Origin of the sequence: Phyllobacterium myrsinacearum, from assembly GCF_014138285.1 — a bacterium.
Classification (GTDB): Bacteria; Pseudomonadota; Alphaproteobacteria; order Rhizobiales; family Rhizobiaceae; genus Phyllobacterium; species Phyllobacterium myrsinacearum_A.
In genome coordinates, this window is record NZ_JACGXN010000009.1 from 173544 (window position 1) to 198690 (window position 25147).

A 25147-nucleotide genomic window follows, 5' to 3' on the forward strand; every position below is an offset into this window, starting at 1 on the left:
GAGCCGCTTCTATTCCAAGTAGCAGTTAAAATCTACCTGCCCGTGTATCAACGTGCATTGTGCAAACATCTGTGGCGCAAAGCCGCTGCACTTGAAAAGGGATCACCCCACGCAATCATAATTGAAAAGGGGACAGCGGCGTCCCTTTTCAAGCCCACGCAAGTGGCTAATGTCCCTAACTGTAGTTGCAATGTTCAGGGAGAAAGATTGAGCATAACGTCTACAATCATTGCGGTCGAAAGCCTGTGGGTGGCGAAACGGCAAAGCGCTGAGTGTTAAGTGCGCTTCCAAAGCATGATTGAACGGCGGCATCTGAACAGCAAATCTCACACGAATATTCAAGCCTCACCAAAACAAGAATAATTCCTGGGGTGGGGTGAAGGGGCGGGATCGGTCAGTATCCCGCCCTTTCCTTTTGCGCGGTCTTATGAAGGCAGTAGCGCCGGAAATTAATCCAATATTTCAACTAAATTTTTGAACACGCCATCCGTCTTTATAGTGCCGGTTGCTTCCGGCTTCGGAGCTTGGCTGCAGGACCATGGGCGTGGGACCGTGGCCAAGCTCCGTTTTCGGCCTTCGAAGACCGAGGCACATGTGCCACGCTGTTGTGATGGTTTGCTTCCCGCTTCACTATCGAGCATACAACGCCCCCTTTAGCGGCGAGGTAGAGCGGTCCGGGCAAATTGCCATTTTCGTGGAAACTGCAGTTGACGGAATCGTCCGAACCGTTGAAAAGCATAGGCGCGCGGACGTGGCGAAACTGGTAGACGCAAGGGACTTAAAATCCCTCGGCCATAGGTCATGCGGGTTCGACCCCCGCCGTCCGCACCAGACACGCAAAAAACCCGGCAATCGCTTGCCGGGTTTGTTTTTTCCACGCCTGAATCAGCCGTGCAGCTTGATCGTGATCTCGGCTACGCGCTTGCCCTGGAACTTGGCGCCTTCGAGTTCCTGTGCAGAAGGCTGGCGCGAGCCATCGCCATCGGCTGTCGTGGTCATTCCATAAGGCGCACCGCCGCGCACCACGTCGTTGCCCATCTGGGCCTGATACGCGTAGGACAACGGCACAATGATCATGCCGTGGTGCTGCATCTGCCACTGGGTGGAAACAAGCGCCAGTTCCTGACCACCATGCTGGGTGGCCGAAGACGCCATGACCGAACCAACCTTGTTGATCAACGCGCCCTTGGCCCAGAGACCACCGGTCTGGTCAAAGAAGTTCTTCATCTGCGCGGACATCGAACCAAAGCGCGAGGATACGCCGACAATGATCGCGTCGTAGGTCTCAAGCTCGTCGACCGTGGCAATTTCCGCCTTCTGATCGAGCTTGTAATGATAGGCCGTGGCCACCTCAAGCGGAACGAGTTCCGGCACGCGCCTGACGGTGACGTCAGCACCGGCTTCCTTTGCGCCCTCTGCAGCGGCATAGGCCATCTGCTCCATATGTCCCCAGCTCGAATAGTACAGCACCAATACCTTGGCCATGATCGTCTCCATCGTTGAATCCGGTTCGACGGGCAAAAGCCGCCGTGGCTCTTTAAGGTAAGCATTTCGCTGTTCATTAAAACAAACATTGTCGCGACAAACTGTTCACCATTTGAAATGGCTTGCGGCGGCTGTTTGCGCCGATTACGGTCGCCGCACCGATAGGAGAATCCACATGACGAATGAAATCGTGAGCGCCGCCATGCTCGCCATTGGCGACGAGTTGCTGTCCGGCCGGACCAAAGACAAGAACATCGGTCATCTCGCCGATATTCTGACAGCAGTCGGTATTGATCTGAAGGAAGTGCGGATCGTTCCCGATGAAGAAGACCGTATTGTCGACGCCCTGAACGCCCTGCGTGGTACCTACGATTACGTCTTTACCTCAGGCGGCATAGGCCCCACCCATGACGACATCACCGCCGACGCCATTTCAAAGGCGTTTGGCGTGCCGTGCGAGCATGATGCCAAGGCGATGAAACTGATGGGCGACAATTATGCTGCGCGCGGCATGGAGTTCACCGAAAGCCGCCAGCGTATGGCGCGCATGCCGCGCGGCTCTGTCCATATCGACAATCCCGTCTCGACCGCGCCGGGTTTCAACATCGGCAATGTCTATGTAATGGCCGGGGTTCCCTCGATTTTTCAGGCGATGCTCGACAATGTGATCCCGACGTTGAAGGTCGGCAAGCAACTGCTTTCCCGTTCAATCAATTGTCCTTTTGGCGAGGGTACGATTGCGATACCGTTGCGTGATATCCAGACTGCGCATCCTGATACGATCATCGGTTCATATCCAAAGTACGAAAACAACAAGTTTTCCACCGAACTTGTGGTTCGTGCCCGGGATGAGGACAAGCTTGTCGCGGCGGAACAGGCTGTACGCGCGATGGTGGAACAACTCTCGGTGGCACAGCAAATCTGAGGAACCATAGACCTTCAGCGAACGTTCTGTTCGCACCTGCGATAAAATCACACGCACCGGTCTTGCGTTCGCAGCGTATAATGCTCTGAATAGCAAGATCGACCTATCAACCGATGGAGGCCAATATGGCATTTCGTACGATCATCGCTTTTATCCGCAGCGAACGCGAGGCAGGCAGAGTAATGGGCGCCGCGAAGCTGATCGCCTCCTCAAGCGAACGCACGCACATTATCGGTCTCTATACGGTACCTTCTCCTATCGTTTATGCGGATCCGACGGGTTTTGCCGATACGACACTGTTTGAGGCACACGAGCAGCGCCATAAGGAAAATTCCGAGGCGATCGCCGCGTTGTTCAACCAGGAAATGGGCAAAGGCACCATTTCCCACGAGTTCCGTATTGTCCGCTCCGAAAGCAGCAGTCCATCGGCAGGTGTAACTCAAAGCGCCCTGCGCGCTGATATCATCATCGCGGGTCAACCTGATCCCGATGATCCGGACAGTGTGAATGATGTAACCGATCCGCTTGTCATGGAAAGCGGACGTCCCGTGCTGTTCGTTCCCTACAAGACCGAACTCCCGAAGAAAATCGGCCGCGTGCTCGTCGCCTTCAACGGCAAACGGGAGGCATCGCGCGCTGCCTTCGATTCCCTGCCCTTCCTGATCAAGGCAGAACGTACCGATGTCGTCTGGGTCGACCCAAAGAAAACCACTGATCCGAACATGGATATTCCCGGCACGCCGCTCTCGGATGCACTGCGCCGTCATGGCGTCAACGTGAATCCGTTCACGATTGAATCCAGTGGCGAAGCGACGGACAAGATCCTGCGACGCAAGATTGCCGATGACAAAGTGGATCTGATCGTCATGGGCGCCTACAGCCAGTCGCGACTGAAAGAGTGGGTATTCGGCGGCGTGACGAGTTCATTCATATCGGACATGCCCTGTCTGACCCTTATGTCACGCTGAGCGATTAAGCTCATACAGCCGTAAATCACATGTTTCTGCCCACTCGGAAGCGGCAGGCTGCGCAAGCAGCTTGCCACGGACAGGCATTTCCAGCTATTGCGAAATGCATTCCCTAGCGGATTAGCCTCCGCCTGTTTCGTGTTTACCTGATGGAGTGCGCCATGTCTCTTCCCGATAAAGCTTTTCCGGTTTCCTGGGACCAATTCCATCGGGATGCCCGTGCCTTGGCCTGGCGTGTTGCAGGCATGCAGCGCGAATGGCGCGCAATGGTTGCCATCACCCGTGGCGGCCTTGTACCAGCGGCCATCATCTGCCGCGAACTCGGCATCCGTATGATCGAGACGGTTTGCATCGCCTCCTACCATGATTATGAGGAACAGGGCGAGTTGAAGGTCCTGAAAGATGTCGATCCGCGCCTGCTCGAAAACGAAGGTGACGGTATTCTGGTTATCGACGACCTGACCGATACGGGTAAAACGGCAGCTGTCGTGCGTGCCATGATGCCGAAGGCGCATTTTGCAACTGTTTACGCCAAACCGAAAGGCCGCCCGCTCATCGATACTTTCGTAACGGAAGTCTCACAGGACACGTGGATTTACTTCCCATGGGACATGGGCCTGACCTATCAGGAACCGATCACCAAGGGTCATCGGGGTTAGCCCCTAGAGCCAACCGTTCTTGCGGAACCGCCAGTAGAGCACAAGGCACAGCACCGCGATAAAGCCCATGACCTCATAGTAACCCATGGGGTCGTCAAGCTCGGGCATATAGTGGAAGTTCATGCCGTAAATTCCCGCAATCGCCGTCGGGACAGCCAGAATGGCCGCCCAGGATGCCAGCCGCTTGGCGATGGCGGTTTCCTGGCTCTGGCCGACAAGCAAGCTTGCCTCGAAGGCAAAAGCCAGCACCTCGCGCAACCCGTCGATCTTTTCCTGCACGGTGCGCACGTGGTCGGTGACGTCCCGAAACAGCGGTTGCATTCCGGTTTGTATCTGCGGCAGATCTGTATTGCTCAGGCGTCCGCACACATCCACCAGCGGTCCGACAGCGTTGCGCAGCCGCAAAAGATCGCGGCGCAACATATAGAGCCGCTCGAGATCGGCACCGGTCATTGGCTTCGTAAGAACTCTATCCTCGATCGATTCAACCTCGTCGTGAATGGCTTCAAGCACCGGCATGTAGTTATCGACGATGAAATCGAGAATGGCATAGAGAATGAAGTCCTCGCCCTTGGACAGCGCATATGGCGATGTCTCCCAGTGCTTTCGCACCGCCGTGTAGGATGTTGAAGCGCCATGGCGGACGCTGACGATGTAACCTTTGCCCAGAAAAACATGCGTTTCACCAAAAGCAACCCGACCGTCTATCAATTGGGCCGTGCGGGCAACGACAAAGATCGCATCGCCATACTGTTCCAGTTTCGGGCGCTGATGCGCGTGTTCCGCGTCTTCAATGGCAAGACTATGCAGATTGAACTGTTTCTGAACCCGGTGCAGGAGTTCGCCATCGGGCTCCAGAAGTCCAATCCACACCACATGCCCTTCCTTGAGTGCCCAATCACCCGCATCGTCAATGGCGATATCGGCAACCCGCTGGCCGTTGGCATATACACAGGAAGCGATAACGCTCGCCCCCTCGTCATGCAGGCCTGCGGCATCGGAAAATGACGAAGCCCCGTCGTCATCGGCGGATCGCGAAAATACCATTGCGCCTCCCAGTGTGTCGTTGGGAGACAGATTACGCCCAGAGGCCGGTCCTTGCCAATCTTATCATTTGGTCGAATGGATTCCCCGCGATCTCTGTGCTTTTTTATGTTGTGATTTTTTTGCACTGCTGTTCAAAAAATCGACACAAGTCGCATATAAGCTAGGAACAGTAGTCATTGAGTGATTGCGGTTTCCGAGAATCGGTTCACAATCCTTGAAACAAAGCGCAAAAAAAGAGCGGAGCATTGAATTTAAATTACACCAACGAGATTGTGACTGAAAAGCGGATCGAAATGCCGGACGGCAGGATTCGCCAGGTTGCTGCGCTCGTTTACCGGGTCAAAAAGCACCAGACAGAGATACTTCTGATCACCAGTCGCGGCACTGGGCGATGGGTGTTGCCCAAGGGCTGGCCGCAGGTTGGTAAAACCTTTGCTCTTTCTGCCTATACCGAAGCTTACGAAGAAGCCGGTGCCCGCGGCGAGATCGCTCCTTTCTCCATTGGTGCCTATCGCTATGAAAAACACGATATGAGCGAAGGGGCATGCGGCGATTTCATCGTTGATGTCTTCCCAATGCATTTTTCCCATCAGGAAAAGAACTGGCCGGAACGCGGCGAACGTCGCCTTGAGTGGGTTAGCGTTGAAGAATGCGCCCGCCGGGTTGAAGAACCGGAACTAAAGGCCCTTATTGCGAGTTTTGATCCGGCGCTTGTCACCCTGCGCTGATTTCGACAGGACACGCTCTATGAACCGCCTCCCCCTTTCGCTCGCTTTTGTCGTGATGATTTCCTGTCCTGCCTTGGCGCTCGATAATGTGACGCTGCAGAAAATTGAGCATGGCTGCATCGACGAGACTGCATCCTCATCGCCGGAAGAGCGAATCAGCAACTGTACAAACTGGATCGACAACGCGCCTAACGATGCACGGGCCAAGGCCTATTATGACAGGGGCAACGCCTATCTCGATGCGCAGAAACTCGACCTTGCCGTTGCCGATTATTCCCATGCCATCAGCCTGAAACCCGACTTTAAAGAGGCCTATTACAGCCGCGGCTATACCAGGCATGATTTGGGCGACTACGATCACGCGATCGAAGATTACGATACGGTACTCAAGCTGGTGCCTGACGATGTTGATAGTCTGTATGGCAAGGCCTATGCCTATCAAAAGAAGGGCGATCTCGACGCGGCTATTGCTGGATATACATCTGTCATTCACCTGAAGCCGGATTATCCCACCGCCTATTACAACCGGGCCATCGCATACAATGCCAAGGGCGATACGGAAAATGCAACACGCGATGCGCTTGAATACGAGCGGCAGAAGAGCAAGACCCCATAATAAATAGCGTCGGGCTCCTTTTCGAACATCGTTCTGCAATGTCAGCCGGCTGTTGAAAAAACAGCAAAGTTCTCCCCGTTATCCACATATGTGACACACAAGATGTTGCGGTCACAAATATGTAAAAAACTAATTCTTGACGCTGACCCCCGAGTCACTTTTTATAGGGCAGTCGTTGCGTTTGTGGCGTGACCGGGGAGTAATGTGACCGGTCTTTTTTCCAGTTTATGCAGTGTTTTTCAGAGCTTGCGCCCTATGGCGCACGCTGTTGGTGACCTGCGTTTGCGAGACGGAATTGACCACCGTGCACAGAGGAATATTTGTTGGGTAAATGGTGTCTTAACACAATATTTAGTGTTTACAGGTAGATTGCACACCAGATAATGTGACACTCTCAATTGGGGCGAGTCACAAAACAGGCGTCAAAAAATGGGCCGCCACGCCCGAAACTGAAGCGGGATGCCGCATCGATGACGGGCCATGGCGACAGAACCGGATTCAGGCACTGAATTCGGATAGGGCGGGTTTGTGTTCTTGGTGCGCGGAACTCTTCACATAGCGCCTGATGAACACTATATATAGAGACAAGGACGAAACAGATGCGGATCGAACGGCGTTTTACCAAAGAGAATCAATCAGCCTATGCGGACATTGAGTTCCGTGTAGCGACGAGCGAGATCAAGAATCCTGACGGCTCTGTTGTATTCCGTCTGGAAAATATTGACGTGCCGGCCCAGTTCAGTCAGGTCGCCGCTGATATTCTCGCCCAGAAATATTTCCGCAAGGCGGGTGTACCGGCCAAGCTGAAGAAGGTTGAGGAAAACTCCATCCCTTCATGGCTATGGCGTTCGGTTGCCGATGAAGAAGCCTTGGCGGCACTGCCAGCTGATGAGCGTTATGGCTCGGAAATGGATGCGCGCCAGGTTTTTGATCGCCTCGCCGGCACCTGGACCTACTGGGGCTGGAAAGGCAAATATTTCGATTCGGAGGAAGACGCCCTCGCCTTCCGCGATGAACTTGCCTACATGCTTGCCACCCAGCGCGTCGCTCCCAATTCGCCGCAATGGTTCAATACCGGCCTGCATTGGGCCTATGGCATCGACGGCCCCGGTCAGGGCCACTACTATGTCGACCCGGACACCGGCAAGCTGACGAAGTCCAAGTCGTCCTATGAACATCCCCAGCCGCATGCCTGCTTCATCCAGTCCGTCGCTGACGATCTGGTCAATGAAGGCGGCATCATGGATTTGTGGGTGCGCGAAGCGCGCCTGTTCAAATACGGCTCCGGCACCGGCTCCAATTTCTCGTTCCTGCGCGGCGAAGGCGAAAAGCTTTCTGGCGGTGGACGCTCATCCGGGCTGATGTCCTTCCTGAAAATCGGTGACCGCGCAGCTGGCGCCATCAAGTCAGGCGGCACAACCCGTCGCGCCGCCAAGATGGTGGTGGTTGATGTCGACCACCCGGATATCGAAGAATATATCGACTGGAAGGTGAAGGAAGAGCAGAAGGTTGCCGCGCTCGTTACCGGTTCCAAGATCGTCAAGCAGCATCTGACGGCCATCATGAAGGCTTGCGTCAACTGCGAGGCTGACAATGGTGATTGCTACGAACCAGCCAAGAACCCGGCGCTGAAGCGCGAGATCAAGGCTGCGAAGAAGAATCAGGTTCCGGAAAACTATATCTATCGCGTTATCCAGTTTGCCAAGCAGGGCTACACGGATATCGACTTCAAGACTTACGATACCGATTGGGATTCAGAAGCCTATCTCACCGTTGCCGGCCAGAACTCCAATAACTCCGTCTCGCTCAAGGATGAATTCCTGCGCGCTGTGGAAAATGACGGCGACTGGAACCTGACCGCCCGCAAGGACGGCAAGGTCATGAAGACCCTGAAGGCACGCGATCTCTGGGAAAAAATCGGCTACGCCGCATGGGCTTCAGCTGATCCGGGCCTGCACTTCAACACCACGATGAACGACTGGCACACCTGCCCGGCAGCTGGCCCGATCCGCGCATCGAATCCGTGCTCGGAATATATGTTCCTTGACGATACGGCCTGTAATCTAGCTTCGATCAACCTGCTGACCTATCGCGCCAAGGACGGCAAGTTCGACATCACGGGTTACGAGCACACAGCACGCCTGTGGACCATCGTTCTCGAAATCTCTGTCATGATGGCACAGTTCCCGTCCAAGGAAATTGCCAAGCTTTCCTATGAATACCGCACGCTCGGTCTTGGCTACGCCAACATCGGCGGTCTGCTGATGACTTCGGGCATTCCCTATGACAGTGCTGAAGGTCGCGCCATCGGCGGTGCCCTGACCGCCATCATGACCGGCATTTCCTATGCTACCTCGGCTGAAATGGCCAAGGAGCTCGGTGCTTTCAACGGTTACGCGCCAAATGCCGCCAACATGCTGCGCGTCATCCGCAACCATCGGCGTGCGGCCCATGGCGAAAAGCAGGGCTACGAAGGCCTCGCCGTCAACCCGGTCGCGCTGATTGCCTCCGATTGCCCGGATCAGGACCTGATCACCCATGCCCGTTCGGCCTGGGACAAGGCACTGGAGCTCGGCGAAAAGCATGGCTATCGCAATGCACAGGCGACTGTCATCGCGCCGACAGGCACGATCGGCCTTGTCATGGACTGCGATACGACAGGCATCGAGCCAGATTTCGCTCTGGTCAAGTTCAAGAAACTCGCCGGTGGTGGTTACTTCAAGATCATCAACCGCGCTGTTCCGGAAGCTCTGCGTACGCTCGGTTATTCCGAAAGCCAGATCGCTGAAATCGAAGCATATGCCGTGGGCCACGGCAATCTCAACCAGGCACCCGCTGTCAATCCGGGCTCGCTGAAGGCCAAAGGCTTTACCGACGAGATCATCGCAACGCTGAATACAGCGCTGAAGTCAGCCTTTGACATCAAGTTCGCTGTGAACAAATGGACTGTGGGCGAAGATTTCGCCAAGAATGTCCTTGGTTTCACCGATGAGCAGCTCAATGATTTCTCCTTCGAAATGTTGCCGGCACTCGGCTTCTCCAAAAAGGAAATTGAAGCCGCCAACATCCACATCTGCGGTGCGATGACGCTGGAAGGTGCTCCCTTCCTCAAGGAAGAGCATTATCCGGTTTTCGATTGCGCCAATCCTTGCGGCAAGATCGGCAAGCGTTATCTCTCGGTCGACAGCCACATCCGCATGATGGCCGCTGCCCAGCCCTTCATTTCAGGTGCGATCTCCAAGACGATCAACATGGCCAATGAAGCAACGGTAGATGATTGCAAGGCCGCTTACATGCTGTCATGGAAGCTGGCACTGAAGGCCAATGCGCTTTATCGCGATGGTTCGAAGCTGTCGCAGCCGTTGAACTCCTCTGTCCTTGCCGATGTGGATGATGATGAAGACGATGCAATCGAGGCGCTGATCGAGGCTCCTGCCGCTGCCCGTGCTGTTCAGGTCACGGAAAAGATCGTCGAACGCATCATCGAGAAATACATCCACGACCGCGAAAAACTGCCGAACCGCCGCAAGGGTTACACCCAGAAGGCAGTCGTTGGCGGTCACAAGGTCTATCTGCGCACCGGCGAATTCGATGACGGCCGCCTCGGCGAGATCTTCATCGACATGCATAAGGAAGGTGCTGCTTTCCGTGCGATGATGAACAACTTTGCCATCGCCATCTCGCTTGGTCTGCAATATGGCGTGCCGCTGGAAGAATATGTGGAGGCGTTCACCTTCACCAAGTTCGAACCAGCCGGCATGGTTCAGGGCAACGACGCGATCAAGAACGCCACATCGATCCTCGACTATGTGTTCCGTGAACTGGCTGTCTCTTACCTCGACCGCCATGACCTCGCTCATGTGGATCAGTCCGACTTCTCCAACACCTCGCTGGGTCGCGGTATTTCCGAAGGCAAGACCGAGCCGGTTTCCAAGGGTTTGACCCGTGGTGCCGTGCTGAAAATGGTCAGCCCCGGCGCTCCTGATCCCAAGGGTTTTGGTGCAGGAACACCGAAGGCCGTCATGGCTTCGAATGTAACCGCACTTGCAACCCGCTCTTCCGTAGCTGTTGCAGCCAAGCCGGTTGTCGCCCAGGCGCAGGAAGAGGCCACCGGCTTCAAACGCGACTATGAGGAACGCGCCAAGGATCATGCCGAGGAAGATGCTCATGCGGCATCCGCCCTGTTTGATGATCTGAATGCAGAGTCCGCCGCGGAGGAAGCCAAGGCTGAAGCAAAGAAAGTCATGTCTGATCGCCGCATCAAGTCGATGATGCAGGGCTATACGGGCGACAGCTGCTCCGAATGTTCAAACTTCACCATGGTGCGGAATGGCACGTGCCTGAAGTGTGATACATGCGGAAGCACAAGTGGATGCAGCTAAGCATGCCGAGTTGGCATCCTAGTTGTCGGCAAACACATAGGTTGGCATGATTTAGCCAAAGGTTGCCTCAAAGCCAGGTTTCCCCCTTATTGGGGCAACCTGATCAGGTGGAGTAGGGTTAGTGATGGCCGCTGTGAGAACTGCCAAGCCGAACACACCCGCCAGACAAAATCAAAGTAGGCCCGACCGCTATTCAAGAATAAACATGGTTGAGAGATCGCTTGAGAACAAAAAGTGATCAAAGAACGCCGAGCGATAAAATGCTGCAAAAAATTTACGAGAGGATTCAAGTCGCCGATCTCCCAGTTAGCTGAGCACCATGCCCACTCAACTCGTTTGGCGAAAACCGCTCAGATACAAATCAGGAACCTATTGAAATGGCCGAATTTGATACCACTCTTGCCAGCGATAATAACGAGACGAAGAAAACACCGTATCGCGTTCTCTCCGTTGACGGTGGCGGAATGCGAGGCATTTACACAGCAGCGTTTTTAGAGCACCTCGTTGATCAATATCGCCAGATAAGGGGAGCGGAGAATCTCGATCTCGGGGCCGGATTCGATCTGATTACCGGAACCAGTACAGGCGCGATTATCGCTTGTGGTGCAGCGATCGGCCGTCCGATGGGCGATATGGTAAAACTCTACAGAGACTGGGGACCAAAGATTTTCCCAGAACGGATAGTCAAAACAAAGTCCAAGTTGATTGCCAGGGCGCTGAAAGGAGGAAGTGTCGTACGAGCAGGAGACGCAGCCCTTCGGAAGGCGCTTGAAGATGAACTTGGCGAAATAACTATGCTCGATGTTTATCAAAAGCGTGGCATCTCCCTATCTATTCCCGCGGTAGCTATGAGCACACACCGATCATATGTCTTTAAGAAAACACGCACGAGCGGAGTGCGCGACGATCATCACAAGCTAACCGACGCCTGTCTAGCGTCCAGCGCGGCTCCCATCTTCAGATCAATGGCACCAGTCAATAAGCCCGGTGGAAAACACGGACAGTACGAAGTTTTCGTAGATGGCGGTCTGTGGGCCAACAATCCAGTGATGGTCGGAATGCTCGACGCACTTATGAACGCATCCGACGATCAGCCAATCGAAATCTTCTCGTTGGGCACGTGCTCACGTCCGGAAGGAGAACAAATTGCCGCTACGGATGTACATCGATCGATGTTGCAGTGGAATCTCGGAGCTGAGGTGGCCTCGATCAGTATCACCGCCCAAGAGTTCGCATTCGACAACATGGCTCGCATGTTCGCGAACGTGCTAACCCGATGTGGGCGTACCGTCCATCACATTCGTTTCCCGAAGCAGGATATCCCTGCCGCCAAACTCAAGTATCTCGGCCTTGACGATACACGTCCCGAAGCAATGAGCGCACTTATCGGACAAGCATCTACCGATGCGGACATGGTCAAGAGCGCTTGCGATGACCCCAGCAACGCCCAAGGCCGCCTCATACACGCACTCATGATGTCACTGCCCATAATGCCAGAGACAGGCATTCCGAAGGATTTCTTCCAATGAGAGACTGCCATACCCTGATCACGAAATACCAGCGAACAGAAGTACGTCTTCCGGACGAGGATAGAATTGATATTTTCGATAAAGCGAAAACCAATCGTCAACGCCTTGTGGGAGGACTTGACGCCAAGGGCGATCCAAAGCCCATCGGACAAAGGACCCAAGGCTCCTATGCTATGCGCACCATGATCGTGGATTCTGCAGCAGACTATGACATCGATGACGGTGTGTATTTCAAGAGGGCCGATCTGGTTGGCCCGAACGGTGGCGACAAGACCTCTCGGGCGGCTAAAGAAATGGTCTGCGACGCCCTTCAGGACGGCCGCTTCAATAATCCTCCAGAGGTATTGAAGAACTGCGTTCGCGTCTACTACAACGAGGGATACCACGTCGACGTCCCCGTCTACCGACATATGGTTGAGAAGAACTTTTTTACTGGGGACGATTTAGATCACTACGAGCTTGCCGGGTCGGATTGGAAAAAATCCGACGCCTTGGCGGTAACGAAGTGGTTCCGTACATTCAATGCCGAAAATTGTAGCAATGCCTCGAAGAATGGGGACAAAGGCCAATTTGTGGAGGTCGTACGACTGTTAAAAGCATTTGCCAGGAGCAGGTCGAGCTGGAAGGGCCAAATTTCCAGCGGCTTTGTCATCTCGAAGCTTATCGCGGACCACTTCGCGGAAGTTGTGGATCGCGATGATACGTCACTTCGTAATGTCGCGCGTGCAATTAAGAACAAGCTGGTATGGAGCCAATCCGTCAAACATCCGTGCCTCGACGAGAACATCATTGAAGACGGAAATACGAAAGCCAATTTCCTCCGCAACAGGCTCGAAGAGAATCTAGTGTGTCTGGACGTCTTGGACGAATGGGACTGCGACCATGTGAAGGCGATGAAAGCTTGGGATAAATTTTTCAACACCGACTGGTTCTCCCAGCAGCCCGATCCTGACGGCGCGAAATCGCTCATGCAAAAGGTTGGCCCTGCAGTGAAACGGGGCGAGACCCGGTACGCTTGATGGTTTCGATATATGGAAACTAATGCGGAAGCAATCGAAGCCGTTGAAGCTTTGTTCGAGTCATACAGGCCCGAATACAAGGGATACCGAGCGTGCATTGACGACGAAGGCCGTCCTACAGGTGGGCATGCTTGGTTATTTACCATCAGGAGCGACGATCTGGCGATCACGACCGATCAGGCATTCCCCTATTCTCGACCGCAAGCTTACATAGTCGGATATGATGTCCGCCGAGGCCTACCACACGTTGAGTCAAGCGGCCGTCTTTGCCTAACCAAGATCGAGATGTCGAGCATTGGGATGGAGTCAGCTAGACAGGTATTGGCGGAAGCGTTGGAGCTGTTAGAAGCCCATGAAACGGGAGCCGAGGAGGAAGATCTTCGAGAAGATTTCACGACTTATTGGAACCAACGCGAATTTGGGGGCGGCCCCGCCTTAGCTCTCTTATACCAGGAGGGTGCTACTACCGGAGCTTGTGTATCTACCGTCGACGAGGTATTTGCGTTCGGAAACAAGCGCTCCATGATGCGCTGGTGGGAGAATCGTACAGGACACGGACCACGATTCTGCAATGCCGCCCACTTTATTAATCTGAGAAGCTTCCCTCATCCGTCTTCGTTCCCTACGGATGGACCTAGTTTAATTACCTTCCTCGATAAGTTTACCCATGACGGATCATCGCGCGTATTCGCCGCTCTATCGTCGTTTCCGCGTGCCTCGCTCTTCATTCTTGTGGGACAAACACCGTTGGGGCGCACTCAGTTCGCCGGTCTCCGACTGGTAAAACGAGAACCTCTCCGGAAAGACGGATTTCGTCACAAAAAACGCGTGAAACTAAACCTTGAAGGAAAGATTGCACGCCATCAGCTGATGGCATCTTACGGACTGCAGCGATTGCGGACCAGCCGTCTGGACAGCGCATCAACGAGAGCAACCATAGACATTGGGAAGCTAATCCATAAGAAGGTCATCCTGGTGGGATGTGGCGCTTTGGGTTCAGGAATCGCGCGCATGCTAGCGAAAGCAGGAATAGGTAAATTAACTCTCGTTGACGGGGAATTACTAGGTTGGGAAAATATAAGGCGACATGAACTCGGCGGAACCCGAATTCGACTTCCAAAGGCGGAGGCGATTGCCGAAACCATCAAGGCAGATCTTCCCGAACTTCAATTCGCCGTAGCCTATAACAATACTATACAGGATGTCGTACTGTCGGGTGCCAAACTTCTAGAGGGTGCAGATATGATTATAGCCTGTACCGGGTCGCTGCATGCTGACACATTTATTGATGAAATTTCGCGAGCAGGAGGCACTCGCATCCCGGTGGTGTTCGGATGGATGGAAGCATGGGGCGTTGCAGCCCATGGCGTGCTCCTAACCCGTGACAGCAGCTCAATTTTGGACGGCTTCGAGGATGGTAGTCCGCGCTTTCCGGCAGCACGGAATGAAAATCTACCGCCAAAGGAGTGCGGCAACACGGCGACACCATTCGGTGCAACAGAATTGGCCGCCGCTCAGGCGATGATAACAGAGCTTTGTCTTGAGGTGCTGCTTGATCCGGCTATTGCAGACACTTGGAGAACATGGTGGACATCTGACCGTAATCTAGAGCGCGTTGGAGGAAATTGGACGGACGAGTTTCAGGCTCTAAAGCCAGTGTCATGTCAATCTGGCGTGTTGGAGAGACGATGGCCATAGATCTTGACCGTGACACCGTAGTTGCCACGTTTCACCGAATAACCGTTCGGTTCTCGCCAATGGTCTTAGAGGTATTCGACTTACATCGCCAACGGAGATGGTGGAGCAAAGAGGCAGGCGGACAACTCTTCGCCAAGATCGATGGCGGAGTCTGGTTTGTGCAGTCGGCCACCGGTCCCAGATCAACGGACCGTAGAGGGCGATTCCATTTTTGGCCGGATCGCCGAAGCGAGCAGTTGGAGATTAACCAACATTTCGCTTCTGGATTTCATTATGTGGGAGATTGGCACACACATCCACAGGATATCCCTTCGCCATCAGCAAGCGACATACTCAGCATCGAGAGTGTCGTAAAGGAATCTACTTTGCACACCCCCGGTCTCTTGCTTTGTATCATCGGATTAGCCCCCTTTCCCGCAGGATTGTATACATCGTATCATGCCGGTTAGTCGCTGTGTTAGCGAGATCATCGAAAGGTACTAATATGCACCTCTTCACTCTGTTCAATGAGTACTTCTTCCTCTTGGGCTAGTCGTACCCGGTCAGGCATTTTATCAATCGTGCGTAAATAGCTCTGAGCGGCAGTGTCAGGAGAGCGCCTGCCGTGTTCCCAATTGCGGATGGCGTCAATGTCCAAACCGTACTGCAATGCGAATTGCTCTTGCGTCAACTGAAGGCGCTCGCGTAACTTCCGGACATCGATAACACGTTTGCTCATGACGGTTAAGACGACACCCGCCTCATCCAACTCGGCAGCCAAAATTGTTACGTCCTCAACTTTCTGTACGTTAAGAGTAACTTCTCCATTTTGCAGCAAGGTTTCCATGGCTCGTTTGGCTTGCAGCATCGTCATACCACGCTTTGCCAAGCTCAGTGCGGCAATAATTGTGTTGATGCTTCTCTGCCCCTCGGCTCTATGCAGGGTTAGGACGACGGGAGAACCGCTGGGGACGCGGTCTATGGCCTTGATTTGCCCCAGTTGTCCTAATCGCTCCTTCAATGATGATTTCATCGCAGTCTAACTTCTCCATTCCGATTTGCGCAAACCGACGCAAGTTTCCGGGGCCTATTTGATTAGCGCCAATCCCTATTCCATGGATATGAACACCGCGCAGAGTTACACTTCTTCTGTGAACCTCAGGTTCAGCCATCAGCCACAGGGTACCGTGCCGTGATACGATCTCAACTGTAACGACGGGATCATCAGTCATGTCATCGATCAGGGTAAATTCGACCGTGTCGATCATATTATACTATGCCATTGGCGTACATATATCAAGTCCTTTCGGGTCTTTCCGCATCGGTGCGACATGCAGCAGGGAACATATTAATGTATCAAGGTATCTGCGACAGCCTGCAACCTGCACAATATTGGTCTCAACGCTGTTGCGACGAAATAATTCGGGATCAGCGCAGCAACGTGATGAAGTCTCTGGGAAGCTCATATGTTTGAAAGATTCGATGTCACTGCTGGTCGTCAATAGCCGTCAATGCGCAGCGGAATGTTGGATAATGTAACTTTATTTTCTGCGTCACTTACTCCCGCCTCGATCAAAGCAGCAATCATGCGTTCTCGCGTGTGCACCGGATCGCCGAGCGGGCCCACTATCACGTTGTCAATCAGCTGAGGTATCTCGATTCCGGACAATCCTTGTCTAGGATAATCTTTCAGTGAAAGCTTGTTTATTGTCTGGGAAATCCCACCAATTGTGATGTTCGCGGGCTTGATTACAGACGAATGGAACTCAGTCGGCGTGTAAATCACGCGCCACTCTTGCTCCTCGACAAACGAAGGATGTTTTATGCATGTAACTGTCAATAACAGCATCATGTGCACAATTTTGATGAGGTCATGTGCTGGGATAAATCGAAGCTTTTCTGCACTCGCTTCGATTTTATCGGTGACCTCACTCATGTCGCGTATAAATTCATCCCAACCTCCGTACAAAACAGGTGCGGAGTAAGCTTTAAGAACGTCAGAAGTCGAACGAAACGGTTCCGGATTTAAGACCAAAGCAACGCCTGACTTCCGCCCATACGCACGCCACATCGATAAACGCCCATGTTCCCGTTCGTGAAGCGCATGCTTAGAAACGCAGGAAATGAAGGTATTATTTAATATGTCGTCGTACCTGGCGCGAAAATAGGGTACGACCGCCTCTCCGACGCCTTTGTGAATTTGATCCAAGGCGCGGAGCAATCTGGAGCCACCCTGCTCTGCTTTTCCATTTAATCCAAAAAGACGCTCAATAAGTGCAAAACCGTGATGAATTTCACTTGTATCGTTTACGTACTGCGTGCTTCGAAGCCATATTTCACGATTCTTCATGATCAGTTCGGCGACATCGGCTGATGTGTAGTGCACCAATTTGAATTGATTGGAAGGCTTAAAAAGATCATCCAACCCTCGCATAAGTCCAGGCATGAAAACTCGGCCAATCCGTTCCTGAACCTCTCTCTGTTGTCTTAGATAATCTTTTTCAGATGCCTCCCGCATCGCCTCAGACAGAGCACACCGATCGACTTTCATTCGTCCCCCAACCGTCCTTAGGAATCAAAAAATACTTGGTACTGTAATCATGTCTGCCGTCCACCCGTAGTCGAGATTATCGAGCACCGAGCAATGCTCGACATACAGCGACGAACTTCCATATGATTTGAACATAAGGCATCACCATTCCATATAATTCCATATAACTTGAACATAAGAGATGTTTTTTCAATATAATCTGCACATAAGATGCTCGCGCCCGAGAGTCTTCCTTCTCATATCGTGCTCGGCCCGAACGACAATTGAGCATGTCACTACTTCGCAACTCGATGCCGTTCCCTCTTGTAACCACGCGGGTTTTCTGTCTTTCACGCTGCTGGTTTTACTTACTTCGCGACCTTCCTCGCAGAATGCAGAAGCGCAATCCTATTTTTACGAAAATGGGTTACGTACTCGCTATCTGAATTATTCCTGCAGGAAATCCCATGACGACCAATACGGCAACCTACGCCATCGGAGACATCCACGGTCGCGCCGATCTCCTATATGGCCTGCTGCCAGCTATCGACATGGACGCAGCTGATAAAGACTGGAAGCCGCGCATAATCTTTCTCGGCGACATCATTGATCACGGTCCTCATAGCCGCAGCGCGATGGATCTCGTGTGCCGAACACTGAAGAATTCACCGGACTCCAGGCTCATTCTCGGTAACCATGATAACTATTTCATGGAATTCATGACAGCAGACACCATTGGTCAGGCACGATTTGATGGTTGGCTTCAAAGGATTGGAGGTTACAAAACCTTCTTTCGTACGGTTTGGAAGGATTCAAGTCCTTGGAGGACATGGCTGCGTACTGCCGTGAAGAATACGCTGAACATCTCGAAGTTCTCCATAATGCCGACAGGATGATCATTGACCGAAAGTTTGCGTTTGTGCACGCGGGGATTGATCCGGAGGTCCCGTTAGAGAAACAGAGTAACCACGACCTGATGTGGATAAGAGACAAATTCTTGGATTTTGACGGCCCTCTCCCACATATATTCGTCCACGGCCACACGGCTTCTGAGGAACCCGTTGTGAAATCAAACAAGATTGGGATCGACACAGGGGCTTACGCTTATGGAAAGCTGACATGCCTGGCGATTTCACCGGACCAGTCAGAGCTCGAGTTCATTACCGCTGAAATTACGAATGGGCAGATGTCAATCGAGAAGACTGGCTTGGTCAGATGGTTTAGCGATAACGTGTGAACCACTTGCGCACATCCGCTCCGATAAAAACGATCTGGTCGGGTTACCACCATGTCGTTAGAGCGAACACGGCCAGGTAACGGCCGATTTTGGCTATGGCGACAAGCGCTAGAAAGCTCCAGAATGGCTCTCGCAGAACACCTGCGACAACGGTCAGTGCGTCGCCGGCTATCGGCAGCCAGCTCAACAACAATGTCCATCGGCCATAGCGTCGGTACCACCTCTCCGCTCGGTCCAAGGCTTTTGGGCTCGCCGGGAACCACAAACGATCGCGGAAGCGTTCGACTCCTCGTCCGAGAAGCCAATTGACGACAGATCCGAGGATGTTGCCCGCGCTTGCTGTCGCCAGAAGTAGAGCGATGGAATAGGCATCGCTGATCAGCAGCCCGGCGAGAAGCGCCTCAGACTGCATCGGAAGGACCGTCGCAGCAACGAAAGCAACAAAGAAGAGCCCGCCATACGTTGCGATGTCACCCATACTGTTCAATCTTGCTACTCTCATCCCGCGAAACCAATGCTCTCCGGGAGGCTGCCTATAGCATGTTGTTAGGTGCGAAAAGACAAATGAGGATTACCTGTGCGGAAAGCTGACGTGTCGGGCGATGTCACCTCGAGCAGAGCTCGAATACATGAGCGCTGAAATTACGAATGTGCAGATTCGAGCTTAACTCTTCGCGCTGTATAACGCCCGGTATATCGGTCGCTCTCCTCGCTTGTTGCAGGAATGACCGATATACTGGGCGTCTTGCAACGCCGATATCTACGCAAAATCCGTTGTTGGCAGCGATGCACACCTATTAACAATCGAAGGTCAGCCAAGGACTCGCAAATGCGCTCCGTACAGTTCCCTGAGAAAAGGCACCCATAATCTTGTTTAGCGCGGGAGGCACGTTTTGTGTGAGAATTGAGGGAATGACTGGAGTCTCGGAGGTTCAGCGGAAAGGCTTTCTGCTCTAGCAGTGCTGCTCTCGCTGTGTATAGGCTAGCTTCAATAGTTGATCCAGCGGACGATTAGCAGCATTGCATTGGGGAACATCGTCGCCCTTGTTTTAACCTCTATGTATTCAGAAACGTGTGCTAGCACATTTCTGTGTTTAAAAGTAACCTCGCATAGGTTTAGCGGTTGTTGTCGAATAGTAAGATACTCCACCTTCTTCAGTCGTTTTTTTGTACAAAATCAGCAGCTTGGGTGAATTAAAATGTCTTTTGAACGAAGCCGTCTTTACTCTGAAGCCTTCCTTCAGGACAGTTCCGAGTTTGATTCAACGGAACAAAATTTTTTCATGCATCATCTTGCAAGCATGCGGGCCAGAGTAGAGCCGATAGCCGCTCGTATACTTCGCGATATGTCCGGGTATACGGTTCATGACATCACACATCTCGATGCGTTGTGGGAAATGGCGAGCTTGGTTGCAGGTGATAATCTAACTCTCAATCCACCGGAAGCTTTCGTTTTTGGCGGCGCGATCCTTTTGCATGATGCATCGATGACGCTAGCTGCTTATCCGGGTGGATTAGACGAGCTTAAACAGCTGAATGAATGGAAGGATATGGTCGCTTTAGGAACTTCCGGCGATAATGTTCCTGATGAAGCATATTTGATTACAAACGTTCTCCGCATGTTACATGCTAAGAATGCCGAAAAGTTAGCCACTCAGAGTTGGTCAAACGCTTCGACTGATCCTGAAGAATTTCTAATTCAGGATGGTGACTTGCGCCGCTACTATGGGGCAACTATCGGTCAAATAGCCCACAGCCATTGGTGGCCCATTTCGTCGGTAGCGACCAAACTGAATAGTTACCTTGGCCCCTTGCCGCCCCACACTCAATGCGGTGTTGATCGCCTCAAGATTGCAGGTTTGTTGCGAGTTGCTGACGCAATTCACTTAGATCGGCGGCGTGCCCCTACCTTTGTCCGAGCATTGGAGCAGCCTCGCGGCATCTCCAATCTGCACTGGGCATTTCAAAATAGGTTAAGCAGTCCTCGAGTGGACGGCGATGCTTTGCAATTCACCGCCGGTGAACATTGTCCGATAGAGGAATCAGAAAGTTGGTGGCTTTGTTTTGATGCACTGGCATTAGCTGACAGAGAAATTCGTGAGACGGGTTTGCTTTTGGTGGATGAGGGGCGGCCCAGTTTGAGAGTCACTAGAATCAAGGGTGTTCAAAACCCGCGTGAGCTCGCACTTGATATACCGGTGAAAGGTTGGAAGCCCATTAATTCACCCCTCCGGATTTCTGATGTTCCAAAGATCGTAAGTATTCTCGGCGGGTCAAGTCTCTACGGCGACGACTGGCGCGCTCCATTAAGAGAACTACTTCAAAACGCAGTCGATGCAATTCATGCTCGTCGAATAATGCAAAACAATGCGGTATGGGGAACCATCACTGTACAAATTGAGGAGCGAGCGGGAGAACCTTGGCTGATCGTGGAGGATGACGGCGTCGGTATGTCCGAACACGTCATGACGACGAATTTAGTGGACTTCGGAAACTCGTTGTGGCGGTCTGCAGCAATTAGCGAAGAGTATCCTGGATTAGCCGCACGAGGAATGAGTGCAATTGGAAAATTCGGGATCGGCTTTTTTTCGGTATTCATGATCGCCAGTGAAGTTGTCGTCACGTCGAGACGATTCGATGCCGCAGCCACCGATGCTTTGTCACTTCTGTTTAAAAATGGAGTTAATTCTCGGCCAATTTTGGCTCCAGCTACTCGGGATTCCGTACCACAGAATGGCGGAACACGAGTAGAATTGAAGTTGTTTTCTGACCCGCGTTTGATCAACACATTTAAGTTCACCATAGACGGGGGCAAGCCGACACGGCAGCGCGGATTACTGGAATATTCGTACAATATAGCCGAGCCGATCGCTACTGATCTTATCAGTTTAGTTCAGCAAATTGCTCCATGCTGCGATACTCGCATCATCGTGAAAGATGCGGAAATTCTTGAAACGGCCGTTGCACCTGGTGATTGGACTACGTGTGATCCGTTGGAACTCTCACGCAGGGTCATAACGTGGCCCAGCAGGCCTCTAGCTAGAAATTTAAAACAACTAATGCGGCCATTAATTAAGGCGGATGGTGAAACCATCGGGCGAGCAGTACTGTGGCCCTCCATGACTTATCAGAGTCAGACTGGTGCGCTGGTGTCAGGCGGATTCAAGGTCCAGATGGTTCCCCATATTGCTGGGGTGATACTTGGTGATGTTGAAGTTGCTGCGAGAAACTTGGGATCGCCAATAACTGATCCAGAAGCGTACAGGGTTTGGGCTACAGAACAAGCGAAGTTGGTCAGCAAGACCGATACTCCTTCCGAAACGCAGGCACTTATTGCCGAACTCGTATTAGAGTTTGGCGGAAATTGCGGAAACCTCCCGATTGCTCACACTCGTAAGTCTTGGCACAATAAGAAACAGTTGATTCACATGCTCCGATCAATGACGACTATTTCCGCACTAGTTGGGGAGCCGGTTCACGAGGATGACGATGAGGTGTCATTAAACTCTTTCGACGATCTAATACTTGCCCCGGAAATTGTTCTTATACCGACCATTTCGACGAGATTTACCTATGACCGCGAACGGGTTCGACCGTCTTACCTTTTGAGATACTTTGAGAGCGCTCTGAAAACGGCTTGGCCTTCTGGTTGGATTGACCTCGACATTGATGAAGTTATTGGAGACGTTAATGGCACCGAAATAATGCGCCCCATCACCGAGTACCGTCGTAACCCAGCACCAAATTAAAGCTGGGCCAGCGCGACACCGTACAAGGGAATGCCGTCAAAATGTTGACCTGTAGACTGTATTGCCCGGGTTTGGCCCGATATGTGGTGCATTATGTGGCCAAAAGTCCCGGCTGTTTTGACGTCTCGTCAAGGTTTTTTCTACTCCGTTAATTGTCGATCCTTGAGGTTCTGCTTCTGATCGCTTTTGCCGTCTCGGAGGCTAAATCTGGTTCCTTTCGTTTTAGGATCAAGAGGACAATAATCACGACAAGAGCGGCCCCGAATATAATGCAATTCGTTAAACTTCCAGTTCCGAACTCGGCAGTACCCAAACGCTTGAATGCTTCGACGGTGGGCGACGCCGCGCCAAGGCAGGCTCCAATAGCGGTCCACAAGAACTGACCCTTGATCGATTGGTCTGTCGACAACAAGAATGTTAACTCTTCATCGGAAATATCGTGCCGTTGAATATGATCCGGGCTGGAACGCAAAATGGATAGTGGCGTTTTCGAGATGGATTCGACAGTGACCATTACGCCTTCAGGGTCAGACTCATTCATGCTACCCTCGCCTCGACTATTGTAAAATTGACCGTTCGAGAAAGGTAACTTTCTCCGATCGTCTGTACAGCAAGAGTATAATTCCAACTCCAGGTGCCCACATGACCTTGTTTTTCACGCGTTAAGAGCGTGGAAAACGAGCCATACATAGTCGACCCAAGCGGGCTACCAAAGTCTCCTAAGTTCAAAACAATCGATTTTTTAATCTCGTCGTTAATTGCCACAGTAGGGTCAGATTCATCTAATGAAAACCTGAACTGAACCGTAACTTCATCGTCTATATCTACTGAAAAGCTGGTCTCTTTAGGTCGTAATACTACGACCCCAGTGCTAATAACCTTTCGACCCTGTATCGTAATCATCTCAATGTTTCCTCACTGACAAAGGCGCAGGTCAGGCTTCAGGTTCAGCTATTTTGAATGCAGCGTTTATCGCCTTAAACAGTTTTTCTGCCGGAATAATGGTGCCCTTTGGCAGGTCGGCAATATTCTTCCAGCTATCAAACACTTTAAGCATTTCAGCCAGCACCTTTTTCTTGTCGAGGCTCCTGCCATGCCGCTCCTTAAGGATAACCTCAACACGTTTGGATATTAGCGTCGAGCCGTCGACTGGCAGTTCTTCCGGCCGGATTGCTATTCCATATGCCCTATTTACGCATCCTAGAAAAAAGTCGTCAGGGAAAAGGTCCTCAATTGCAACATCCGTTTTTTTAACCCCTGAAGTCTCGGCCAACATCAATACGCGGAACTCATAACCTTCGGCCGCTGAAAGTTCCTTCAAGTTCATTTCGTTGATTTTCTGTCTAGCCACCTGACCAGACTCGTCAGTGTCTAACAGTACGCCAGCATCCCACCTTTGCCCGATGGCAAATGCCGCGTACATCGGTGCTTTCGTCGAAGTTGCCGCAGGCCAGAGATAAATTTGATCGGATAGACCAGTTTTCCCTCCTCTGCTCAAAATGCCCGAAAGTTTATTTAGTATCAGTGCGTCGGTGCCACCCTCCACAATAAGAACTTTTCGATTACCGAGCATGCCCGAAAGATCAGATGTTAGCCCTAAAGATGCTTCGATCACTGCCATGGGTGCTGCTTGTGAACTCACAACTCCATGATTTATGGCAACATGGTTGTTACGGCTTTCAACAATTCGTACGCGCTCGGGGTTTGCCTGATCGACCATCGATGCCAAATGCGTAGTATAAAGGATGGTATTTTTTGATGACAAATCTTCAAAGACCCGAAGAAGGTCCCGCTGCCCGCTGTAGTGTAGATGAACTCCAGGCTCTTCTAGAAGCAATATACAATTCTTGAAATCGCCACCGCTCGCATGAGTAAACTTCCATGCAAATGAAACATACCATCTAAAACCGGTTGATCTTCTGTAGAGCCGGACCGGGAATCCAACTACCTCATCTTCAGCGAAGATATTGAGTGTCGGCCCATCGACGTCAATGTCGAACTTCACTTTCTTCTGCGTCCAAAGACGTTGAAATTGCTTGGTCAAATAGGCTGACGCAGAACGCTTATCGAACTGGCGGATTGTCCGACCATCAGCGGTCGTTCCCTTCTCGACAAAATCGTCAACGTTAATCTGGGCAAGATCCAACACAATTAGAATGGTTTGATCTTCAACTGACAGCTCATGTCGATTCTCGCGGCCTACATTGTCCCACCTTTGTTTAAGCTGGTCCAACTCAACTTGGTTTCCTGAAAAACTATAATCTTGGATCAACACAAATTTTGGAACGTTGGCTTTAGCCCACTCAGAAAATTTCTCTCCATCCAATCCAAAGTCTTCATTTCCGGCAATGTAAAAGAAAGTACGAGATCCATAGTTTCTACCGGCAAGAATACTCAATTCATCAGGAAGAACGATCTCTTCTACTTTGTCATTCGCCGAACCTTCGTTATCGCCTTCCAGGACCTCTACTTTTGCATAGTCAAATAGGGACTGGATATCTGTATGCGACGTCCACGCCCCATAGATTTTTCGGTTGATCTACGGGCCGTCAAATGAGCTCACCGAAGAGTATCTGACGAGCTCATTGTGAGGCTC

The 25147-nt window shown here is 52.0% G+C and carries 20 protein-coding genes and 1 tRNA gene; 13 read left to right on the forward strand and 8 right to left on the reverse strand.

Annotated features, from left to right (window positions below):
• Positions 1-745: 745 nt before the first annotated feature.
• Positions 746-831: transfer RNA gene (locus tag FHW16_RS22265), tRNA-Leu, on the forward strand.
• A 54-nt stretch (positions 832-885) separates the two neighbouring features.
• Here FHW16_RS22265 and wrbA read toward each other — a convergent pair.
• Entirely contained in the window at positions 886-1485 is a 600-nt protein-coding gene (wrbA, locus tag FHW16_RS22270; protein ID WP_182551475.1) for an NAD(P)H:quinone oxidoreductase type IV, read from the reverse strand.
• Between the two features lie 175 nt (positions 1486-1660).
• On the opposite strand from wrbA, the gene FHW16_RS22275 reads away from it, so the two are divergent.
• The 3 genes from FHW16_RS22275 to gpt all read left to right on the forward strand — a co-directional run bounded on the left by FHW16_RS22275 (position 1661) and on the right by gpt (position 4037).
• Complete coding sequence (locus FHW16_RS22275; protein WP_182551476.1) at positions 1661-2410, forward strand: competence/damage-inducible protein A; 750 nt, start codon at positions 1661-1663, stop codon at positions 2408-2410.
• Positions 2411-2535: 125 nt separating this feature from the next.
• On the forward strand, positions 2536-3378 hold the full coding sequence (locus FHW16_RS22280) for a universal stress protein (protein ID WP_182551477.1): 843 nt from the start codon (positions 2536-2538) through the stop codon (positions 3376-3378).
• 161 nt (positions 3379-3539) lie between these two features.
• Positions 3540-4037: a xanthine phosphoribosyltransferase gene (gene gpt / locus FHW16_RS22285; protein WP_182551478.1), complete on the forward strand. Its 498-nt coding sequence runs from the start codon at positions 3540-3542 to the stop codon at positions 4035-4037.
• A gap of 3 nt (positions 4038-4040) precedes the next feature.
• Here the strand turns inward: gpt and FHW16_RS22290 are convergent, their stop codons facing one another.
• The gene (locus FHW16_RS22290; protein ID WP_182551479.1) at positions 4041-5084 is read right to left on the reverse strand and encodes a magnesium and cobalt transport protein CorA; all 1044 of its coding nucleotides are present in this window, start codon (positions 5082-5084) and stop codon (positions 4041-4043) included.
• Between the two features lie 293 nt (positions 5085-5377).
• Between FHW16_RS22290 and FHW16_RS22295 the strand changes: the two genes are divergently transcribed.
• From FHW16_RS22295 to FHW16_RS29300, 7 genes are all read left to right on the forward strand, one after another.
• Positions 5378-5812: an NUDIX domain-containing protein gene (locus FHW16_RS22295; RefSeq protein ID WP_182551510.1), complete on the forward strand. Its 435-nt coding sequence runs from the start codon at positions 5378-5380 to the stop codon at positions 5810-5812.
• 19 nt (positions 5813-5831) lie between these two features.
• Entirely contained in the window at positions 5832-6428 is a 597-nt protein-coding gene (locus FHW16_RS22300; RefSeq protein ID WP_182551480.1) for a tetratricopeptide repeat protein, read from the forward strand.
• Positions 6429-7027: 599 nt separating this feature from the next.
• Positions 7028-10810: a vitamin B12-dependent ribonucleotide reductase gene (locus FHW16_RS22305; protein ID WP_182551481.1), complete on the forward strand. Its 3783-nt coding sequence runs from the start codon at positions 7028-7030 to the stop codon at positions 10808-10810.
• A gap of 377 nt (positions 10811-11187) precedes the next feature.
• Positions 11188-12339, forward strand: a complete 1152-nt coding sequence (locus FHW16_RS22310) for a patatin-like phospholipase family protein (protein WP_182551482.1) — start codon at positions 11188-11190, stop codon at positions 12337-12339.
• A complete protein-coding gene (locus FHW16_RS22315) occupies positions 12336-13358 on the forward strand; it encodes a cyclic GMP-AMP synthase DncV-like nucleotidyltransferase (protein ID WP_182551483.1) in 1023 nt (340 codons plus the stop codon). The genes FHW16_RS22310 and FHW16_RS22315 overlap by 4 nt, the downstream gene beginning before the upstream one ends.
• A 12-nt stretch (positions 13359-13370) precedes the next feature.
• Positions 13371-15056: a ThiF family adenylyltransferase gene (locus FHW16_RS22320; protein WP_246711893.1), complete on the forward strand. Its 1686-nt coding sequence runs from the start codon at positions 13371-13373 to the stop codon at positions 15054-15056.
• A gap of 59 nt (positions 15057-15115) precedes the next feature.
• Positions 15116-15505 (forward strand): Mov34/MPN/PAD-1 family protein, encoded by a 390-nt coding sequence (locus tag FHW16_RS29300; RefSeq protein WP_432652072.1) that lies wholly within the window; start codon positions 15116-15118, stop codon positions 15503-15505.
• Between the two features lie 17 nt (positions 15506-15522).
• On the opposite strand, the gene FHW16_RS28915 is transcribed toward FHW16_RS29300, so the two are convergent.
• Together FHW16_RS28915 and FHW16_RS22335 are read right to left on the reverse strand one after the other, a co-directional pair.
• Positions 15523-16068, reverse strand: a complete 546-nt coding sequence (locus tag FHW16_RS28915) for a helix-turn-helix domain-containing protein (protein WP_182551486.1) — start codon at positions 16066-16068, stop codon at positions 15523-15525.
• A gap of 465 nt (positions 16069-16533) precedes the next feature.
• On the reverse strand, positions 16534-17586 hold the full coding sequence (locus FHW16_RS22335) for a DUF2971 domain-containing protein (protein ID WP_182551487.1): 1053 nt from the start codon (positions 17584-17586) through the stop codon (positions 16534-16536).
• Positions 17587-18032: 446 nt separating this feature from the next.
• Here FHW16_RS22335 and FHW16_RS22340 point away from each other — a divergent pair, with 446 nt between their 5' ends.
• Entirely contained in the window at positions 18033-18461 is a 429-nt protein-coding gene (locus FHW16_RS22340; RefSeq protein ID WP_182551488.1) for a metallophosphoesterase, read from the forward strand.
• A 384-nt stretch (positions 18462-18845) separates the two neighbouring features.
• On the opposite strand, the gene FHW16_RS22345 is transcribed toward FHW16_RS22340, so the two are convergent.
• Positions 18846-19280 carry a YqaA family protein gene (locus tag FHW16_RS22345; protein WP_182551489.1) on the reverse strand — a complete coding sequence of 145 codons (435 nt, stop codon included), beginning with the start codon at positions 19278-19280 and terminating at the stop codon, positions 18846-18848.
• A gap of 721 nt (positions 19281-20001) precedes the next feature.
• Here FHW16_RS22345 and FHW16_RS22350 point away from each other — a divergent pair.
• A complete protein-coding gene (locus FHW16_RS22350; RefSeq protein WP_182551490.1) occupies positions 20002-22551 on the forward strand; it encodes an HD domain-containing protein in 2550 nt (849 codons plus the stop codon).
• Between the two features lie 148 nt (positions 22552-22699).
• On the opposite strand, the gene FHW16_RS22355 is transcribed toward FHW16_RS22350, so the two are convergent.
• From FHW16_RS22355 to FHW16_RS22365, 3 genes are read right to left on the reverse strand one after another with little or no spacing between them, the layout of a single operon-like run.
• Entirely contained in the window at positions 22700-23092 is a 393-nt protein-coding gene (locus FHW16_RS22355) for a hypothetical protein (RefSeq protein ID WP_182551491.1), read from the reverse strand.
• Positions 23089-23454 (reverse strand): hypothetical protein, encoded by a 366-nt coding sequence (locus FHW16_RS22360; RefSeq protein WP_182551492.1) that lies wholly within the window; start codon positions 23452-23454, stop codon positions 23089-23091. Before FHW16_RS22360 ends, FHW16_RS22355 begins: the two co-directional genes overlap by 4 nt.
• A 31-nt stretch (positions 23455-23485) precedes the next feature.
• The gene (locus FHW16_RS22365) at positions 23486-24949 is read right to left on the reverse strand and encodes an ATP-dependent nuclease (protein WP_182551493.1); all 1464 of its coding nucleotides are present in this window, start codon (positions 24947-24949) and stop codon (positions 23486-23488) included.
• Positions 24950-25147: the final 198 nt, after the last annotated feature.

Coding starts and splice junctions, on each gene's coding strand:
- wrbA (WP_182551475.1), bottom strand. CDS start 1,485: ATGGCCAAGGTATTGGTGCTGTACTATTCGAGCTGGGGACATATGGAG.
- FHW16_RS22275 (WP_182551476.1), top strand. CDS start 1,661: ATGACGAATGAAATCGTGAGCGCCGCCATGCTCGCCATTGGCGACGAG.
- FHW16_RS22280 (WP_182551477.1), top strand. CDS start 2,536: ATGGCATTTCGTACGATCATCGCTTTTATCCGCAGCGAACGCGAGGCA.
- gpt (WP_182551478.1), top strand. CDS start 3,540: ATGTCTCTTCCCGATAAAGCTTTTCCGGTTTCCTGGGACCAATTCCAT.
- FHW16_RS22290 (WP_182551479.1), bottom strand. CDS start 5,084: ATGGTATTTTCGCGATCCGCCGATGACGACGGGGCTTCGTCATTTTCC.
- FHW16_RS22295 (WP_182551510.1), top strand. CDS start 5,378: ATGCCGGACGGCAGGATTCGCCAGGTTGCTGCGCTCGTTTACCGGGTC.
- FHW16_RS22300 (WP_182551480.1), top strand. CDS start 5,832: ATGAACCGCCTCCCCCTTTCGCTCGCTTTTGTCGTGATGATTTCCTGT.
- FHW16_RS22305 (WP_182551481.1), top strand. CDS start 7,028: ATGCGGATCGAACGGCGTTTTACCAAAGAGAATCAATCAGCCTATGCG.
- FHW16_RS22310 (WP_182551482.1), top strand. CDS start 11,188: ATGGCCGAATTTGATACCACTCTTGCCAGCGATAATAACGAGACGAAG.
- FHW16_RS22315 (WP_182551483.1), top strand. CDS start 12,336: ATGAGAGACTGCCATACCCTGATCACGAAATACCAGCGAACAGAAGTA.
- FHW16_RS22320 (WP_246711893.1), top strand. CDS start 13,371: ATGGAAACTAATGCGGAAGCAATCGAAGCCGTTGAAGCTTTGTTCGAG.
- FHW16_RS29300 (WP_432652072.1), top strand. CDS start 15,116: ATGGTCTTAGAGGTATTCGACTTACATCGCCAACGGAGATGGTGGAGC.
- FHW16_RS28915 (WP_182551486.1), bottom strand. CDS start 16,068: ATGAAATCATCATTGAAGGAGCGATTAGGACAACTGGGGCAAATCAAG.
- FHW16_RS22335 (WP_182551487.1), bottom strand. CDS start 17,586: ATGAAAGTCGATCGGTGTGCTCTGTCTGAGGCGATGCGGGAGGCATCT.
- FHW16_RS22340 (WP_182551488.1), top strand. CDS start 18,033: ATGACGACCAATACGGCAACCTACGCCATCGGAGACATCCACGGTCGC.
- FHW16_RS22345 (WP_182551489.1), bottom strand. CDS start 19,280: ATGGGTGACATCGCAACGTATGGCGGGCTCTTCTTTGTTGCTTTCGTT.
- FHW16_RS22350 (WP_182551490.1), top strand. CDS start 20,002: ATGTCTTTTGAACGAAGCCGTCTTTACTCTGAAGCCTTCCTTCAGGAC.
- FHW16_RS22355 (WP_182551491.1), bottom strand. CDS start 23,092: ATGAATGAGTCTGACCCTGAAGGCGTAATGGTCACTGTCGAATCCATC.
- FHW16_RS22360 (WP_182551492.1), bottom strand. CDS start 23,454: ATGATTACGATACAGGGTCGAAAGGTTATTAGCACTGGGGTCGTAGTA.